17 protein-coding genes and 2 pseudogenes are annotated in these 15,730 nt (G+C 62.9%); 3 read left to right on the top strand and 16 right to left on the bottom strand.

Translation table 11 applies throughout. The features are described from left to right. Positions 1 to 78 precede the first annotated feature (78 nt). Positions 79 to 432, bottom strand: coding sequence for a metalloregulator ArsR/SmtB family transcription factor (locus FJ940_RS19945; protein ID WP_140500133.1), 354 nt, complete (start codon positions 430 to 432; stop codon positions 79 to 81). A gap of 42 nt (positions 433 to 474) precedes the next feature. Between FJ940_RS19945 and FJ940_RS19940 the strand changes: the two genes are divergently transcribed. Then, positions 475 to 1,011 (top strand): DUF6428 family protein, encoded by a 537-nt coding sequence (locus FJ940_RS19940; RefSeq protein WP_140565315.1) that lies wholly within the window; start codon positions 475 to 477, stop codon positions 1,009 to 1,011. Positions 1,012 to 1,173: 162 nt separating this feature from the next. Here the strand turns inward: FJ940_RS19940 and FJ940_RS19935 are convergent, their stop codons facing one another. From FJ940_RS19935 to minC, 4 genes are all read right to left on the bottom strand, one after another. Continuing rightward, positions 1,174 to 2,640, bottom strand: a complete 1,467-nt coding sequence (locus tag FJ940_RS19935; RefSeq protein WP_140657642.1) for a hypothetical protein — start codon at positions 2,638 to 2,640, stop codon at positions 1,174 to 1,176. 339 nt (positions 2,641 to 2,979) lie between these two features. After that, positions 2,980 to 3,252 (bottom strand): cell division topological specificity factor MinE, encoded by a 273-nt coding sequence (minE, locus tag FJ940_RS19930; protein ID WP_140500137.1) that lies wholly within the window; start codon positions 3,250 to 3,252, stop codon positions 2,980 to 2,982. Next, on the bottom strand, positions 3,249 to 4,064 hold the full coding sequence (minD, locus tag FJ940_RS19925; RefSeq protein ID WP_140500139.1) for a septum site-determining protein MinD: 816 nt from the start codon (positions 4,062 to 4,064) through the stop codon (positions 3,249 to 3,251). Before minD ends, minE begins: the two co-directional genes overlap by 4 nt. Positions 4,065 to 4,237: 173 nt before the next feature. Then, positions 4,238 to 5,071: a septum site-determining protein MinC gene (gene minC / locus FJ940_RS19920; RefSeq protein WP_140657640.1), complete on the bottom strand. Its 834-nt coding sequence runs from the start codon at positions 5,069 to 5,071 to the stop codon at positions 4,238 to 4,240. Between the two features lie 336 nt (positions 5,072 to 5,407). On the opposite strand from minC, the gene FJ940_RS19915 reads away from it, so the two are divergent. Beyond that, on the top strand, positions 5,408 to 6,397 hold the full coding sequence (locus FJ940_RS19915; protein ID WP_140500143.1) for a TAXI family TRAP transporter solute-binding subunit: 990 nt from the start codon (positions 5,408 to 5,410) through the stop codon (positions 6,395 to 6,397). Positions 6,398 to 6,482: 85 nt separating this feature from the next. After that, positions 6,483 to 8,540, top strand: coding sequence for a TRAP transporter permease (locus FJ940_RS19910; protein ID WP_140657638.1), 2,058 nt, complete (start codon positions 6,483 to 6,485; stop codon positions 8,538 to 8,540). A gap of 189 nt (positions 8,541 to 8,729) precedes the next feature. Here the strand turns inward: FJ940_RS19910 and FJ940_RS19905 are convergent, their stop codons facing one another. The 11 genes and pseudogenes from FJ940_RS19905 to FJ940_RS19855 form a co-directional block, all read right to left on the bottom strand. Continuing rightward, entirely contained in the window at positions 8,730 to 9,077 is a 348-nt protein-coding gene (locus tag FJ940_RS19905) for a hypothetical protein (RefSeq protein ID WP_140500147.1), read from the bottom strand. A gap of 156 nt (positions 9,078 to 9,233) precedes the next feature. Further along, a pseudogene (locus FJ940_RS28860) lies at positions 9,234 to 9,313 on the bottom strand (PRC-barrel domain containing protein); the annotation flags it as partial. 233 nt (positions 9,314 to 9,546) lie between these two features. Continuing rightward, on the bottom strand, positions 9,547 to 10,704 hold the full coding sequence (locus FJ940_RS19895; protein ID WP_140649221.1) for a sulfite oxidase: 1,158 nt from the start codon (positions 10,702 to 10,704) through the stop codon (positions 9,547 to 9,549). A gap of 366 nt (positions 10,705 to 11,070) precedes the next feature. Beyond that, positions 11,071 to 11,220, bottom strand: a complete 150-nt coding sequence (locus FJ940_RS19890) for a hypothetical protein (protein WP_127204769.1) — start codon at positions 11,218 to 11,220, stop codon at positions 11,071 to 11,073. After that, positions 11,217 to 11,549, bottom strand: coding sequence for a DUF2934 domain-containing protein (locus FJ940_RS19885; RefSeq protein ID WP_140498999.1), 333 nt, complete (start codon positions 11,547 to 11,549; stop codon positions 11,217 to 11,219). The genes FJ940_RS19890 and FJ940_RS19885 overlap by 4 nt, the downstream gene beginning before the upstream one ends. Positions 11,550 to 11,747: 198 nt before the next feature. Then, complete coding sequence (locus FJ940_RS19880) at positions 11,748 to 11,999, bottom strand: hypothetical protein (RefSeq protein ID WP_140499001.1); 252 nt, start codon at positions 11,997 to 11,999, stop codon at positions 11,748 to 11,750. A 277-nt stretch (positions 12,000 to 12,276) separates the two neighbouring features. Next, complete coding sequence (locus tag FJ940_RS19875; protein ID WP_140499003.1) at positions 12,277 to 12,873, bottom strand: BA14K family protein; 597 nt, start codon at positions 12,871 to 12,873, stop codon at positions 12,277 to 12,279. Between the two features lie 111 nt (positions 12,874 to 12,984). Further along, positions 12,985 to 13,505: pseudogene (locus FJ940_RS19870) on the bottom strand (DoxX family protein). 198 nt (positions 13,506 to 13,703) lie between these two features. Next, a complete protein-coding gene (locus FJ940_RS19865) occupies positions 13,704 to 14,201 on the bottom strand; it encodes a tetratricopeptide repeat protein (RefSeq protein ID WP_140657636.1) in 498 nt (165 codons plus the stop codon). A gap of 31 nt (positions 14,202 to 14,232) precedes the next feature. Beyond that, positions 14,233 to 15,204, bottom strand: coding sequence for an MBL fold metallo-hydrolase (locus FJ940_RS19860; RefSeq protein WP_140657634.1), 972 nt, complete (start codon positions 15,202 to 15,204; stop codon positions 14,233 to 14,235). A gap of 107 nt (positions 15,205 to 15,311) precedes the next feature. After that, entirely contained in the window at positions 15,312 to 15,557 is a 246-nt protein-coding gene (locus tag FJ940_RS19855) for a DUF680 domain-containing protein (protein ID WP_140556414.1), read from the bottom strand. Positions 15,558 to 15,730: the final 173 nt, after the last annotated feature.

Genomic DNA, 15,730 nt, shown 5'->3' with positions numbered 1-15,730 from the left:
CCTCGACGGCAAGAGGTTGGATTTCGGATTGCTGATGCGGCGCGGTCGGGACGATCGCCCGGGCTGTCGGCGCGACGATCACTGAACCGGTCCCTTCACATCGGCGGCGCAGCAGTCTGGAGCCAACGCCGAAGCGCGGATCTCCAGCCGGCCGGAGCAGCAATCCTCCATCAGGAAACGGATGAGGCCGCTCAACGTGTCATATTCGGCGCTGTAGACCATGGAGCGCGAAGCGCGCCGCACGCTGATCAGCCCTGCCCGCTCGAGCTCCTTCAGGTGGAAGCTCACATTCGAGGCCGAGACCTCGACTTTTTCGGCGATGGCGCCCGCGGCAATCCCGTCCGGACCGGCGATCACCAGATGCCGCAGGATGCGCAGGCGCGTTTCTTGCGAAAGAGCCGCAAAGGCGGAAAGGGCTTGACGTTCATCCATATTTCAACAATCCTAAAAATGTTGAAACAAGGATTACCGCACATGCTCGTTTCTGACAATCGGGAATTTGAACCCGCTGACGTCGTTGATCCCGACGACATCACCATCGCTGGCTTGCTGGAGTTTCTGGCGGGCTACGAGGACCGGCGCCTGGTGTTCTTCTACGACGGCCGGCCGGTGAGGCCTGGTTACCACGTCACCGAGGTGAAGGCCGGCCAGTTCGCTGCGCTGGACTGCGGTGCAAACCCGGAATCCTGGGCCGAGATCTTCGTGCAGCTCTGGGACGTCGAGGAGGACCGCACGCATATGCCGGCCGGGAAATTCTCGGCGATCATCCGCAAGGTGACGGAGCATGTCGGCCTCGACCATTCCGCCAAGCTTACTTTCGAAGTCAGCGACGGCGTGCGCCCGATGCAGCTCTACCGCGCCGCGCTTCCCCGGCTCGCCGGTGATGCGGTGCATGTCGAGCTTTCGCCGCGGCCGGCAAGCTGCAAGCCGCGTGACCGCTGGCTGGAGGAAGAGAGGAAAGCCAAGGCCTGTTGCGGACCTTCGGCCGGACCGGAACCTTGCTGCGGCTGACGTTTCGCAGCCAAGCAGATGGCTTGGCGCCGTCTTGACGGACGGCCTTCCGCTCCCTCAGTTCAGCGATTTGCGCCGCGGCGGCGGCGTGCGATCGCGTTGAGGCAGCGGGCGCGGAACGCTGCCCCGCAGCGGGACCTGCGGCCATGCCGGCGAAATGAGCTACGGCGTGGCGCGGAGGTTCCTGCGGATGCGCCGCCTGCCCGTTCCACGGGCTTTCTCCGCCACCACGGCGGCGATGTCGACCACGTCGGCCTCGCGCGATCTGCCGTTGGTGGCCTTGTGGAGCCGTTCGTAAGGCAGCAATTCCTTGATCCGGGCATTGAGCGACGCGATTTCAGCTTTGAGGTCCTCGCATTCCTGCCTCTGGACATCCAGCTGTATCTGTTCCGATGCTTGTTGCAGCGCAAGCTGCGAAAGATTGGCGTTCGCTTTCGAAAGGCTCGTCTTGTCGTTTTCGTTCTCGTCGGTGAGCGAGGACAACTTTTGATCGGCGATTTTCTTTTCGGCCAGGGTGTCGTTCAAGTCGGTCTTGAGCCTGGCGATCTCGGCTGTGGCCTCGCTGTTCTCGTGCGAGGCCCGCTCCAGCCGTGATTGCAGGTCCTGGATCTCGGAACGCAATCCGCGCATTTCCATCTGGCTGCGCGCGAGTTCAGCTTGCCTGTCGCCTTCCATCATGCTGGCCGCTTCGGTCATTTCCGACAGCTTTGCCTGGGCAGTCTCGAGTGACTTCTGGAGCCTTATCTCCTCCTTTTCGCTCTTGCCGAGCGCGGTCAGCAGTTCGGCAAGCCGCGCTGCTTCGCTGGCATGGATCGTCGAGAGCTCGTCGAGCCTGTGGCGCGTCTGGGTTTCCCGCTTCAGCGCCTTGTCGAGCTCGATCGACAGGCTGACATGTTTTTCCCGCAGCATCTTGCTCTCGCGCAGGCGCCTGTTGGCCTCGACCGCCCTGGCCGTCAGCCGCTTGGCGATGTCGCCGAACTCCGCGTCGCGTTTTGCGCTCGCATTGGCCGTCTCGGCAAGTTCCAGCCTGGCCGCTGCGAGCGCTGCGCGAAGCGCCTCCCTGTCCTGGACCAGGCTTGTCTCGCGCTGTTGCAGCAATTCGCAGGCGCTTTCACGCTCGCGCAGCTTTCTTGCCGTGTCGTGCAGCTTTTCCGACAGCGTTCTTTGTTCCGCGACCAGGTCGCCATTTGCGAGCTCCAGCTCGTTGGCGCGAAGAATATCGGTGTGGAGGATGTTGAGGAATTCGCGCGTCAAATGGTGTGAGGTAGCGATCTCCGACAATTTGCCGTTGATCTCGTCCAGATAATCCCTGGCGTCGTGGAACATCCCTTCGAAGGCACTCAGCGCCGCCATCCGGGTCTGGGTATGGGGCGTCAGTCGTGGCGTGGTTTCGGTGGCGTCGGCGTTGCCCGCGCCGTCCGGATTATCCGCGCCATCCGCATCTGCCGCATTGGCCTCAGGTGCCGAGGCCTCGGCTCCTGGCGCGGAATCTGGGATATAGCCGCTGTCCGGCGGCGCGTCGTATTCGGTATCGAGGCTGGCATCCAGAGCGTCCGCCAGATCGGCCTGCAGCTCCTGGAGTGCATCATCTACGTCTTCGGCACGCTTGATCAGACCCTTGAAATTCATAACGAATGCCCTTTACGCATACCCAATTCAGTATTCAATAATTGGCTAATATGTATGCTTACATCCACTGATTGCGCAGGGGAAGCCCCCCATTAGGGGGAGCGTAAAGTTGGACATTTGGGGTTGCAATGCGGCGGGCAACCAATGCCACGGCCGTCTTTTTGCAGAATTGACGCACCCGATTTCTGGGTGGAATCTGAATGCGGGAAATCCTGGCTCCTACTTCCCTCGTGGAAGGTAGGACTGAGGGCGCTGGCGCTGGAGGATGCTCGTCCTGTAGCGCCGCGCCAACTCCGCTCGCTGCTTGCAGCGACCCTCCCCACAAGGGGAGGGTAAAAGTCAGCCCGCCATGGCCAGCGGCACGGCGCTTTTGTTGGGGATCTGGATGTCGATTTCCAGCGTCGACATGGTCTCGCCGCGGTCCATTGAGATTTGCAGATAGTCCTGGTCGATCTGCACGTGCTTGGCGATGACGGCCATGATCTCCTCGCGCAGCACGGAGACGAGATCGGGCTGGCCACGGCTGCGCCGTTCGTAGGCGAGCAGCACCTGCAGCCGCTCACGCGCCACGGGCGCGCTGGAGCGCCGCTTGAAGAGGTCGAGAATGTTCATGCCGCCCTCCTTCCGAGCAGCCTGTCGAGGAAGCCCTTGCGCTCGAAGGGAACCACGACCGGCAGGTCTTCGCCTTCCAGCCGCCGCGCCGCTTCGATATAGGCTTTGGCGGCGGCGTTCAGCGGATCGCTCAGCGTCACCGGCGAACCGAGGTTGGAGGCCCTGAGCACATCCTGGCTCTCCGGTATGATGCCGAGCAGCGGCACCGACAGGATTTCCAGCACGTCGTCGATGGACAGCATCTCCCCGCGAGCCGCGCGGCCGGCATCGTAACGCGTCACCAGCACGTGCTTGGCGATTTGCTCGCCCTGTTCGGCGCGCATGGTGCGGGCGTCGAGCAGGCCGATGATACGGTCGGAATCGCGCACCGACGACACTTCCGGATTGGTGACGATGACCGCCTCGTCAGCGAAGCGCATGGCGAGCTGCGCGCCGCGTTCGATGCCGGCCGGGCTATCGCAGAACACATAGTCGAACACCGAGCGCAGCTTCTCGATCACCTCGCCGACACCTTCTTCGGTCAGCGCGTCCTTGTCGCGCGTCTGCGAGGCCGGCAGCAGGAACAGCGTGTCGACGCGCTTGTCGCGGATCAGCGCCTGCGACAGCTTGGCCGTGCCCTGGATGACATTGACGAGGTCGAACACCACGCGCCGTTCGGCGCCCATGATCAGGTCGAGATTGCGCAGGCCGACGTCGAAATCGACCAGCGCCACTTTCTTGCCGGTCCTGGCGACCGCGGCCCCCAATGCGGCCGTCGAGGTCGTCTTGCCGACACCTCCCTTGCCTGAGGTGACCACCACTACCTTGCCCATGAAAAAAGCCTCCGTCGCCTGATGTTGTCGTTTGTTATCGCTCCGTGCGTCGCACGGCTATTGTTGGAACCTGCCATCATCCCACGCGAAACCGGTCCCAACCTTGCGGACCTGAGCGTCCTGTTCGCGATCGAGCAAGACGAGAACTGGTTCGGCGTTTTCATCCCGGCGCCCTAGTTCAGCGGCACGACGCGCAGCACGCCGTCTTCGAGGAAGGCCTGCACCGGCTTGCCGCGCGAGGCGCCTTCCATGTCCTCCGCCGTGGTGTACCAGCCGTCGATGGCGAGCAGTTCGGCCTCGTTCCTGCGGCAGAAGATGCGCGCCGAAATATTGCCTTCCGAGCCAGCGATGGCGCGGCCGCGCAGCGTGCCGTAGACATGGATCGAGCCCGCCGCGATGATCTCGGAACCGGAAGCGACCGATCCAAGCACGATGACATCCCCATGCGGATGAAAGATCGACTGGCCCGAGCGGAGGGGCGACTTGACCATCAGCGTTCCGGCCGACACCGGCTCCGCCGCGCCGGCTTGCTGTTCTGCCTTGGCCGCCTTGACCTTTCCAGCCTCGGCCTTGCCCTCGTCGGGCTCGCCCGTCTCCTTGCCGCGTTCCGAAGACACCGCTTCCGTTTTGGGGGCCTCCTCCGCCACGCCTGCCTTGCCGCGGCCGGGCTGCGCCAGCAGGCCATCTGAAGTGGCCTCCTTGGCGCCGGCCAGCAGCGGCGGCAGCTCGGGCCCGAGCGAGGCCCCTTCGAGCTCGATGGCATAGACCCGGATGCCACGCGTGCCGAGCGAAGCGACCAGCGCCGCGATCTCGTCGGCCGCAGGCTTCAGCGCATTGAGATCGAGCACCACCGGCCGCCCTGAGAAATAGCCCGGCGAATTGCCGATCCAATGATCCAGCCCCTCCAACCAAGCACCGATCGGCGCCTCCGGCGTCAGCGTGAAAGCGACGAACGAACGGGCGCGAAAGCGAATGGATTTGGTCTCCAGGGGAGCGGCAAAGGTCACGGCTGGCGAATCCTTACTCAATGGTTAAAGGGTGCCGGCCGAATGGTTAACAAATGGTTAATAAAGACGGCTGGCACCTTGGAAGCCGCCAGAAATTGGAGGGTCGGCTAACCGCCAGTTGCGGATCCGGCTGACAACACGCGGAATGTGTTGATAGCGCCGCGTCAGCAAGCGGATTACCGCCGTTCAATCGACAAGCTAGATCTCAAAATGCGCCATGACGGCAACAGCGGGGGAGCCACCGCCAGCGACGACCGATCCTCTCCGAAAGGCGCGCGCAGGTTGACAATCCTTGGGTTGATGCAACATCCTGCCGATCTTTGACCGGGAGGTAGTATGACTGTTTCGATCAACCGTCGCGTCTTTTCCGTCGGCGCGGGCACTTTGGCGCTGGCCGCGGCAGGGTTTTCGCCTGCGCGCGCGCAGCAGGCTTTTTTCCGTATCGGCACCGGCGGCACGTCCGGCACCTACTATCCGGTGGGCGGGCTGATCGCCAACGCGATCTCGGCGACGGGGCCGGCCGGCGTCGAGGGCCTGGTTGCCAGCGCCACGTCCTCCAACGGTTCGGTGGCCAACATCAGCGCCATCCAGTCGGGCGCTTCCGAATCGGGCTTCACGCAATCCGATGTCGCCTACTGGGCGCATTCGGGCACCGGCCTCTACGAGGGCAAGCCCAAGGTAGAGGATCTGCGCCTCATTGCGACGCTCTATCCTGAAACCATCCATCTGGTCGCGCGCGCCGACGCCGGCATCAAGACGGTGGCGGATCTGAAGGGCAAGCGCGTCTCCCTCGACGAGCCGGGTTCCGGCACCATCGTTGATGCGCGCCTGGTGCTCGGCGCCTACGGTCTAACGGAGAAGGACGTAAAGCCCGAATATCTCAAGCCCGGCCCGGCCGGCGAGCGCCTGCAAGACGGCGCCATGGACGCCTATTTCTTCGTTGGCGGCTATCCGACCGGTGCCATCGTCGAGCTTGCCAGCACCAACAACATCACGCTGGTGCCGATCACCGGCCCCGAGGCCGACAAGCTCCTGTCCGAACAGAAGTTCTTCTCGACCGACATCGTGCCCGCGGGCACCTACAAGAATGTCGGCGAGACCAAGACCATTTCGGTCGCCGCGCAATGGGTGACCAGCGCCAAGCAGACCGATGACCTCATCTACAAGATCGTCAAGTCGCTCTACAGCGACGAGACCCAGAAGGCGCTGCAGGCTGGTCATGCCAAGGGCAAGCTGATCACGCTCCAGAACGCGGTCACCAGCGCCGGCATTCCGTTCCATCCGGGCGCGGAGAAATTCTACAAGGAAGTCGGCGCCCTGAAATAAGAGGCCATCAACAGACTGGCGACAACGAGGCGGAAGGCGTGCTTTCCGCCTCGTTTGTCTGGGGATTCAGGATACGGAACCGACTATGAGCGACGACGACAAAATCAGGCTTTCCGGCATGGAGTTCGACGAGGAAAAGGCTCGCGAACTGGAGGAGAAATTCGACTCCGAGATCCGGTTCCGGCCGCTGACCCGGGCCGCCGGCTGGCTGGTCGGCTTCCTCCTGGTGGCCTTGTCGCTGTTTCACTATTACACGGCTGGATTCGGCTTGCTGCAGGAGATGCTGCACCGGGGCATCCACCTGTCGATGGTGCTGTCGCTGATCTTCCTCGTCTTCCCTCTGGTGAAGAAGGGCTACGACCAGCCCGCCCAATCCAGCTTTCTGCGGCCCCTCGGCATACCGGTTTTCGACTGGCTGCTGGCGCTTGCCGCGGTGGTAGCGGTCCTGCACGTGCCGATGATCCCGCTCGACGATCTTGCCTTCCGCGTCGGCAACCCCACGACGACGGACGTGGTGCTCGGGCTGACCCTCATTCTGCTCCTGCTGGAAGCGACGCGCCGGTCCGTCGGCATCCCGCTGCCCATCATCGCCGTCCTCTTCATGGTTTATGCGCTGTTCGGCCCCTATATGCCGAGCATCCTGGTGCATCCCGGCGCGTCCGTCTCCCAGCTCGTCGACCACCTCTACCTGACGACGCAAGGCATCTACGGCATCGCGCTCGGCGTCGTCGCCACCTACGTTTTCCACTTCGTCCTGTTTGGCGTCTTCGCCACCCGCATCGGTCTCGGCCAGCTCTTTCTCGACTGCGCGGCATGGGTCGCCGGCCGCTACGCCGGTGGTCCGGCCAAGGTATCGATCTTCGGCTCGGCCCTGTTTGGCATGATCTCTGGCTCGTCGGTCGCCAACACCGTCACCGTCGGCTCGCTGACCATCCCGGCGATGATCCGGCTCGGCTACAAGAAGCATTTCGCCGCCGCGGTGGAGGCGGCTTCCTCCACCGGCGGGCAGGTGACGCCGCCGATCATGGGAGCCGCCGCCTTCCTGATGATCGAGTTCCTCGAACTGCCCTACACGACCATCATCCTGGCAGCGATAGTGCCGGCCTTCATGCACTTCTTCGGCGTGTTCATGCAGGTGCATTTCGAGGCCAAGCGCACCGGCTTGCGCGGCCTGCGGCCGGACGAGATGCCCGACGTGGTCGAGGCATTGAAACGGGACTGGCCGACCATCATCCCTCTCGTCGTCCTGATCGGCGTGCTTCTTGCGGGTTATACGCCCTACATGGCTGCCTTCTGGGGCATTACCCTTTGCATCCTGGTCGGCCTGTTTAACCCGCGCCGGCGCATGTCTGTCGCCGACATCGTGGTGTGCCTGCGCGACGGCGCCAAGTATGCGCTCGCCGTCGGCGCTGCCGCCGCCACGGTCGGCATCGTCGTCGGCGTCGTCACCCTGACCGGCGTCGGCTTCAAGCTGTCCTACATCGTCACTTCGACGGCAGGCCATCTGTCGCTGCTGTTCGGCACCTTTATCCCCGAAGCGATCTTCTCAACGCACGGGCTGACCCTTTTGTTCACGCTGATCATGACCGGCGTGGTCTGCATCCTGATGGGTTGCGGCATCCCGACGACAGCGAACTACATCATCATGGTGACGATTGCCGCGCCGGCACTGGTGATGCTCGGCACCGAGCCGATCGTCGCCCACTTCTTCGTTTTCTATTATGGCCTGCTGGCCGACATCACGCCGCCGGTTGCGCTGGCTGCCTACGCTGCCGCCGGCATGGCGGGAGCTGATCCATTCAAGACCGGCAACACTGCCTTTCGGCTCGGGCTCGGCAAGGCGCTGGTGCCTTTTGTCTTTGTCTTCTCGCCGTCGCTTCTCCTGGTGACGAAAGATTTCACCTGGCCGAACTTCTTCCTGGCTTTCTTTGGCTGCGTGCTCGGCATCACCTGCCTGGGGGCCGCCCTCTCGCGCTACCTGCTCGTGCGCACCCGGCCATGGGAAAACGTGTTGCTGGTCTTGGCCGCCCTGCTTCTGGTGGCGCCCGAACTCTATTCGTCCCTACTCGGCCTGGTTCTGACCATTCCCGTCGTCTGGCGCCATTGGAGCGCGCGCAACGTCGAAGAGGCGCGACCGGCTTGATCAGCGCCGCCCCAACGATCCCTCCCCGAGAACTCAAAGGGGCAGGAAACGTTTTGGGGACTTCAGGAAGTCAGCGTGCTCTCAACCTGAATCTGACGCGAACCGCCAGGATCGGTTCCGCGGGGGAAAAGTTCCCCGAGAGCTGACAGACAGCCTTCGACATCAGAAAGCGACAGCCGGAGTTTCAAGTCATTGAGGGTCAGTGACGAAAGGCATGATGTCCACGCCGTCTCCCGGGAAGACGGTGAAATGCGGATGGCTTTCGAACAGGCGGGCGGCGGCATCGATTGTATCGGCCTCGACGACAATGTAGCCGCAGAAAGGGTTCACGGCGTCTGCGACCCCATCCTTGGTAACGCGCGTCGTCCTCCCGACCATGCCGCCGCGATCGGGGAAAGATGCGGCATTTCTCTCCTCCCAGTCCGTCCACTGCTGTAGGCCGACGCTATCAATCGCATCTTGCTCGGGCTTGGGCAGGCTGCGAAAGCGGGCAAGGTCTTCAGGCTTCATGGTGTAGACGGCAAGAAAGCGGGGCATGTGACGGTCTTCGCGCTGACAGAACCGATGCCAGCCTAGACTCTCGGTTGGCCGAAGTCACTAAGCACTACCACCCTCAGGCACGGCGAATTGCCCTTGTCCGGGCACTTTCGGATCATCTCACTCTCCTTTCGAAAAGGGCCACGGTCGGGCCCTTCAGTCGCGGTGCTCCGGCACTCCTTTCAGCTGGTCCTTGGTCCATTGGGTCACGGCGTGGCGCCGTCCTCGTCGCGCATGAGTCGAGCTCGGTGACGGCCACCGGGCTCGGCGAAGGGCGAGGAACGCCAGCCGTTCAAGTTTTCTCCGCGTCCGCGCAGGTCACTAAACACCGCTCTTGGCGCTGCGATGGAGTCGTCATCGCATCGTCTCTGGCCAGCTTCAGGCCGGCGCCTGGTCGGATGTGGGTGACCCCATGCCAAAGACATGGGGGCACATCGCTCTCAGACACTTTGATACGACTGCCCGCCAGTCAGTGAATGTTGATACGTCGCGTCACCTGACCGTTGCTTTCCCAATAGGTATGCTTCTTGGCAATGATGGGATCGTCCATTGCGGGTTGGACCTGCCCTCCCGTATCAACCGCGCGCGAGGTGACGGCGTGCTCTCCGGCGGAAGGCTTGGGCCAGTCGACGGACCATAGTTTCCAGGCAAAGTCCGCCTTGTCGGTTTCGTCGATGGCCGCCGGCATCCATGGCCCGTCATCGATCTTCACCTCGACCCGGTCGACCGGTGCGCCCCAGGCGGCCCCGACGATCCGGTAGTCATCGCCGATATGAGTGACCCGGGCCGGTGCCGATTTCAGCCTCGCCCGCCCGACCGAAGTTTCCACCCATACTGTCTCGCCGTTGTGGTCTTCCTCGCGCAGCGTGACATAATCGCGTCCCATGAACCGGTTCTCGAAGCGCTGATCGTTCACGTCTATGCGCTTGATCCATTTGACGTTCGCGATCCCGTACCATCCCGGCGCAATCAGCCGCAGCGGGAAGCCGTTGTCAGGAGGCAAGGGGGACCCATTCATCTCGTAGCAAAGGATGTTTTTGGGATCCATGGCGTCGGCAAGTGACATGCTGCGCGCAAAATTCTGCGTGAACTTGACGTCGTCGGCCCGCTTGATTTCCCCTTTATCGGTGCCCCAGAAGACGACCTCGATACCAGTGTCGAGGACTCCGGCCTCCGTGAGGATCGGCGCGAGCGGCGTGCCCGCCCAGCGCGCATTGCCAATGCCGCCATTGAAAAACGGCAGACCGGTATTGCCCGAACATTCGACCGTGAAGGTGACTTCCTGGCGCGGTCGAGCCTTGATGTCGGCGAGCGTCAGGGTTGTCGGCTTTTTAACGGAGCCGCCGATTTCGAGTTTCCAGGTGCTTTCGTCGATCACCGGCCGGTCGAAATGCGCGATTGAAAAGAACTTGTCGTTGGGCGTCACCCAGGAATCGAGATCCTCCCACACCAGCTGATTTTTGATGACTTCCGGAACCGGGTTCGGCGGCAGCTGATCCAACCATTTGATGACTTCCTCGCCGGCCCGGCTTGGAAAGGCAGAGGCAATCCGCGATTGAAAGGACGCCAACGCTGCGAGGGCTGCCCCGCCTTGAACGATGAATTCACGTCTGGGAAGGTAATGCATGACGACTTCTCCTCCAGTGAAAAGCTCAGTTCTCCTTCAGTGATAGATGCAATAGCGACCGGGATCGCGCAAAGCAGAGGCCGGCCGCGGCGGGCAATTATGAGAGCGTGTGAAACAACCCGAGTTAGAAGCGCGCCGTAGTTAAAGCGACGTCTCCGCTCTCAACCGCCAGCTTGTCAGGTCCGAGCCGGCGATCTTCAACTATATGCCCTATCTGTCCTCGTGGCGAGGGCAAGGGCCGCATCTTCGCATCACGATTGGCATCTGCCTCGTGTTCGAAAATCCAATGCAGCCTACAATTGGTGGGTCGGATTTTGTGAGCGGCAGGGACAACGCCGAGAATAAAGGACCAACGAGTCGATTTCCTCAATGGCGCTTGAAATACTGCACCTCGCGCTCATGCTTCTCCGCCGCCTCGCGGCTATCGAAAGTCCCCAGGTTCCGTCGCTTGCCCGTCTTCTCATCCTTCTTGCGCGAATAGAGCCGGTATTTTCCGTCCTTGAGTTTGCGGATCATTTGGCCTCTTCCTGACCGGGATTTCGCCGCCGCTTGCCCTTCAGCCCGAGTGCTGCCTGTTCGATCGCGGCGCGGTCGTTGCCCAGCCTGTCGATCAGGTCCTGTGCCTGCTTGCCTGATATGCCGGTGCGCATGGCCAATTCCTCGACCGTAAGCACGTCGGTGCTGGCGATCTCGCGCGGCGGCGCGTTGCCTGCCGCCATCGACAGCTCCCTGTCGATCTCTGCCTCGGCCCGGTGCCAGTGCTGCTCGGGGTCGCCGCCGCCTTCGCGCTCCCAGATCCGATAGGCGCGCTCCTGGATTTTCCCATGCCGTTGGTCGTCGCCCATTTCTCAAATCCTCCATTGGGTAGCATCTGAACGCCGCCCGCCTCCGAACGATCCAAAGAATTTGCGTGATCGCCGGGCTGGGTCGTTGGAGATTGGGATGATACGAGGCGCGCCGGGCAGAGCCGGTCATGGCGCGAATGATCCAGGCGGCGGGTCCGCCCGCCGCCTGGATGCCGGCCATGGCGGCCGGCTTTGTTGTCAGCGTCCCCAGATGCCCTGACCATAGCCCTGTGCAGGCATGTCGGAGTTCGAGTTTGCCCCCATTGCGCTGTCAGCGATGCTGTTCGTGACGCTCGGGACAGCCGTCTTGGCACCGCCCGACATCATCGCATGGGTGGTTGGATAGCTGCTTGCGGCAGGGATGAAGTCGGAGCCAAAGTGGTCGCTGCCGGCAAAAGCCATGCCAGAGGCGAACAACAACGAGGCAACGGTCAATACGATCTTCTTCATTTCGGTTTCCATCTTTTGAAGTTGACATTTGGCCCCAACGCGCCGCCCGCCCGCGTTCATGGGACCGTGTTTGTTGTTTCAGGCGAAACCGGCCCACCGCGATCCCACTGGATCTTGCAGCGACAGGTCGTTCAGCGCACGACCGTCTCGGTCCGTTGTTGCGCTGTTGGCGGCTTGATAGGGGCGTGGTGTTTGTGCGGGCGTGGTAGGCGGCGTGGTAAAAACCCTTGCCGGAGTGGAATTTTGCGTGGAATGCAGCCGGAAAGCGCAGCGCCCGCTATTGGCATTGCCGCCTCGGCCCGCCGGAATAGGGCTGATAGCTGTTGTCTTCCGGGCGGTAGGAGCGGTAGCGGCTGAAGCAGGAGGCGACATGGTCGTCATCCCCGGCGGCGGCATAGGCGCCCGGCCCGGTGCCGTTTTCCTCGACGTAGCTGGCCTCGGCGGCGGGCGGCGGGACACGGTCGGCGTCGAGATAGGGCGAGATGCAGGGGCGCTGCTGCCCGCTATAGGACATGTAGCTGTTGTCCTGCGGCCGGTAGGAGCGGTAGCGGCTCGCGCACCAGGCGACATGCGGCTGCGGCAATTCGGCCGTGGCGGGCGCGATGGCGCCGGTGGCGGTGGGGTCGGTCTCCCCGGCCTGGCGCTTGGGCTCGATATTGGCGGGCGCGGGCTGCTCGGCCGGCAGGCGCTCGAGATTCTGCGCCGTTCTGTCCACCGGCCGCGCCGTTTTGGTCCAAAGCTCCGCCATGCTGACGGTGGCCGGTGCCTGGCGCGGTGGGTTCGCGGTGATTAACCAGACGGCGAAGGCCAGACCGCTACCGAACACCGCAAGGGTCAAAACAAAACCGCAGACCAGTCCCAACAATGCTTTCACGCCGCGCTCCTTGAGCCCCTGCTAAAGCAATGCGGGGGGTCAAGGCTGGTTCCAGCAAAGCGCGGGAAATAGGCGCGGCGCTCCGCTGGGCGAATGCGAAGGCGGCGCCGTTCAAACCAGCTGCTTCACGTCCACTGGCAATTGGGTCTCCGCTGTGGGCAACGCGGCCGGCATGTCCTCGCCGCGCTGGCGCTGTCGCAGATGGAGCGCCAACAGCCGGTCCAGCGAGACCCTGCCGGCGCCCGCAACGGCCAGCACGAACATGCCGCCCGATATCGCCAGGTCCTTTTCGAAATGCAGCAGTTCGTTCTGGCTGCCGAAATTGGTGTGGAACAGCATGGCCGTTGCCAAACAGAACAGGCCGAGCGCGATGGCGCCAAGCCGCGTCAGCAGGCCTGACGCGAGGGAGAGCCCTGCCCCCAGTTGCAACGCGACGGTGGCGACAAACAGCGGCAGGTTGACACCAAGCGCTGCCATGGCCTGGCGGCGGCATTGAAATGGGCGGCCAGCATGGCGCCCTCATGCAAAAAGATGAGAGACAGAAGCAGGCGGCCGGCAAGCAGGCCCACGTCCCCGAGGTGGTATTTAGCGGCAAGACCCTGCAGCTTCGCGGAGCGTTCGGTCAATGTCATGGTCAGCCTCCGATCTTTTTGGCACGGGCAGGCGCCAAGCGCCTGATGTTGAAAAGGCCGGAGCCGGCGCGAGGGAGAGGATGCCGGCTCCGGCAAAGCGCGCCAGCCACGAGCGCCCAGCCGTGGTGGACGAAGGGGCGAGCTCGGGGCCAACGCCCCCTTCCGTCTCGGCTTCGCCGTGGAGGGGGAGGAAAGGTCTTACTTCGTCACCCTGGTGTCGATGGCCTGCCGCAGATCGGAAAGCTCGTCGCACCCGGCCGGGCACAGCTTCTGCAGGGAGGCCAGCTGCTCCTTGGCCTTGTCCATATCGCCGGTCTCGACATAGAGCTCGCCCAGATATTCGCGGGCGGCCTTGTGGTCGGGCTTCAGCTCCAGCGCCTTGGTGTAGTAGGTGAGCGCGGTCTTGAAGTCGCCGGTCTTGCGCAGCGTGAAGCCGAGCAGGTTGTAGACGTCCGCCTGCTGCGTGTCCTGCGCCAGATCGCGCAGCTCAGCCAATGCGCCGGAATAGTCCTTGGCATCGATCTTGGCCTTGACGGCGGTGAGATCCGGCGCGTCGGCGCCTTCTATATCGTCGACCGCATAGGCCGGCATGATTGTCGCGACCGGAAGCACCGTGAGCACGGCAATGGCGCCGAGCAGGCCGAACAGGGCATGTCTGCCCGACAGGGCATTTCTGCTCAAAAGGGATCGTTTCATTGTCTTTCTCGCTTGCGTTGGAAGCTCGTGCTCATATCTGGACCGGAGTAAATCCGTACGCCTTGCCGTCCTTGACGAAGGTGCCGGTGCCCGGGAACGGGAAGTGCGACCCGGAAATGCGGATATTGTCCGATATCACCCGGTCGATGATCTTGTGGCGCGTGACGATCGCCGTCGGCCCGTCCTGGTCGTAAGCGCCCTGCCACTCTGGATGCGGCGCCAGCAGCGCTGGCACATACATGGTGTCGGCCGAGATCATGATCTGCTCCTTACCGGAGTTGGCCAGGTAGACAGAATGGCCTGGTGTGTGGCCGGGCGCGGCGATGATCTGGATGCCGGGCGTGACCTCGGCGCCGTCCTCGACCAGCTTCCAGTTCTTCCATTTCGGAAAGTTCTCGGCGATGCGCTTGCCCGCCGGCTTGCGGCCCTCGGGCAGCTTGGCCAGCCGGCTCGGGTCGGTCCACCACTTATATTCGATGGCGTTGACGATGAGCTCGGCATTGGGGAACACCGGCGCGTTGGTGCCCTTTTCCATCAGGCCCCAGACATGGTCGGGGTGGAAATGCGAGATCATGACGGTGTCGATCGCGTTGTAGTCGATGCCGGCCGCGGCCATGTTGGCCGGCAGATGCGTGGCATTGGCCTGCCACTGGCCGACACCCGAGCCGGCATCCATCATGATCAGCCTACCGCCCATCTTGAGCACGACGACAGTGAGCGGGATGGGCATGAAGTCGGTGGTCAGCCCCGCTTTGGCGAGTGCTGCCTTGGTTTCCTCGACCGAGACATCCTTGATGAAGGCCGGATCGTGCGGCTTGCGCCAGATGCCGTCATAGATGGCGGTGATCTCGATATCGCCTACCTTGTATCCGTAGAAGCCGACGGTGGGCTCGACCGGAGCTTGCGCGAAGGCCGGACGGATGAATTCAAGCTTGCCGGCAAGGCCGAAGGCGGCAGCAGCGGCGGCGGTGCCAAGCACTGTGCGGCGTGTCATGGTGAACATGGTGATCTCCTGTTCGAGGTGGTGGCTAAAGTCGCGAATGGCCAAAGTCCTGGAAGGAGTGACGAAGAGAGGCCGGTACCCGTCGGGAGCCGGCCCGGCCCATGAATTCAGCGACCCCAGAGGCTGTCGTTGTTGTGCCTGGTGATGATGTCCTGCACCGACCCCTGGCTCGGCCCCGTCTTTATCTTGGTGTCGACGCCATTGGGGCGTACCGTGTAGGGGATCGAGCCGGTGGCATTGGTGTCGACCGGAGCGACCGGCTGGTTGGCGTTGTTGGCGCCATGATCGCTGCCGGCGAAGGCAGCGCTCGAGGCAAGCATCATGGCAGCCACGCTGAGAGCGAGCTTGGTCATTTTGGCTAGGTCCTTGTTTCGTTTCCTCGGCGCGGGCCTTCAGATTGGCCCCGCTACAGTGAAGACCCTGCAGCCCCGCGCTTTATTCCCGGGCGCGATGAGATTCTTTTGAGGGAGAATAATCAGGGGCTCGGCGGCGACAGGACTGAAGTCCTCGCCCACGAATATTAGCG

It is taken from the genome of Mesorhizobium sp. B2-3-7 (assembly GCF_006442695.1).
Lineage (GTDB): Bacteria > Pseudomonadota > Alphaproteobacteria > Rhizobiales > Rhizobiaceae > Mesorhizobium.
Note: the sequence above shows the minus strand (reverse complement) of the source record. Positions and strands in the feature narration are given on the sequence as shown.

Bases quoted from the DNA above. Each gene is read 5' to 3' on its own strand.
- FJ940_RS19945 (WP_140500133.1), bottom strand. From the start codon at position 432: ATGGATGAACGTCAAGCCCTTTCCGCCTTTGCGGCTCTTTCGCAAGAA.
- FJ940_RS19940 (WP_140565315.1), top strand. From the start codon at position 475: ATGCTCGTTTCTGACAATCGGGAATTTGAACCCGCTGACGTCGTTGAT.
- FJ940_RS19935 (WP_140657642.1), bottom strand. From the start codon at position 2,640: ATGAATTTCAAGGGTCTGATCAAGCGTGCCGAAGACGTAGATGATGCA.
- minE (WP_140500137.1), bottom strand. From the start codon at position 3,252: ATGAACATTCTCGACCTCTTCAAGCGGCGCTCCAGCGCGCCCGTGGCG.
- minD (WP_140500139.1), bottom strand. From the start codon at position 4,064: ATGGGCAAGGTAGTGGTGGTCACCTCAGGCAAGGGAGGTGTCGGCAAG.
- FJ940_RS19915 (WP_140500143.1), top strand. From the start codon at position 5,408: ATGACTGTTTCGATCAACCGTCGCGTCTTTTCCGTCGGCGCGGGCACT.
- FJ940_RS19910 (WP_140657638.1), top strand. From the start codon at position 6,483: ATGAGCGACGACGACAAAATCAGGCTTTCCGGCATGGAGTTCGACGAG.
- FJ940_RS19905 (WP_140500147.1), bottom strand. From the start codon at position 9,077: ATGCCCCGCTTTCTTGCCGTCTACACCATGAAGCCTGAAGACCTTGCC.
- FJ940_RS19895 (WP_140649221.1), bottom strand. From the start codon at position 10,704: ATGCATTACCTTCCCAGACGTGAATTCATCGTTCAAGGCGGGGCAGCC.
- FJ940_RS19890 (WP_127204769.1), bottom strand. From the start codon at position 11,220: ATGATCCGCAAACTCAAGGACGGAAAATACCGGCTCTATTCGCGCAAG.
- FJ940_RS19885 (WP_140498999.1), bottom strand. From the start codon at position 11,549: ATGGGCGACGACCAACGGCATGGGAAAATCCAGGAGCGCGCCTATCGG.
- FJ940_RS19880 (WP_140499001.1), bottom strand. From the start codon at position 11,999: ATGAAGAAGATCGTATTGACCGTTGCCTCGTTGTTGTTCGCCTCTGGC.
- FJ940_RS19865 (WP_140657636.1), bottom strand. From the start codon at position 14,201: ATGAAACGATCCCTTTTGAGCAGAAATGCCCTGTCGGGCAGACATGCC.
- FJ940_RS19860 (WP_140657634.1), bottom strand. From the start codon at position 15,204: ATGTTCACCATGACACGCCGCACAGTGCTTGGCACCGCCGCCGCTGCT.
- FJ940_RS19855 (WP_140556414.1), bottom strand. From the start codon at position 15,557: ATGACCAAGCTCGCTCTCAGCGTGGCTGCCATGATGCTTGCCTCGAGC.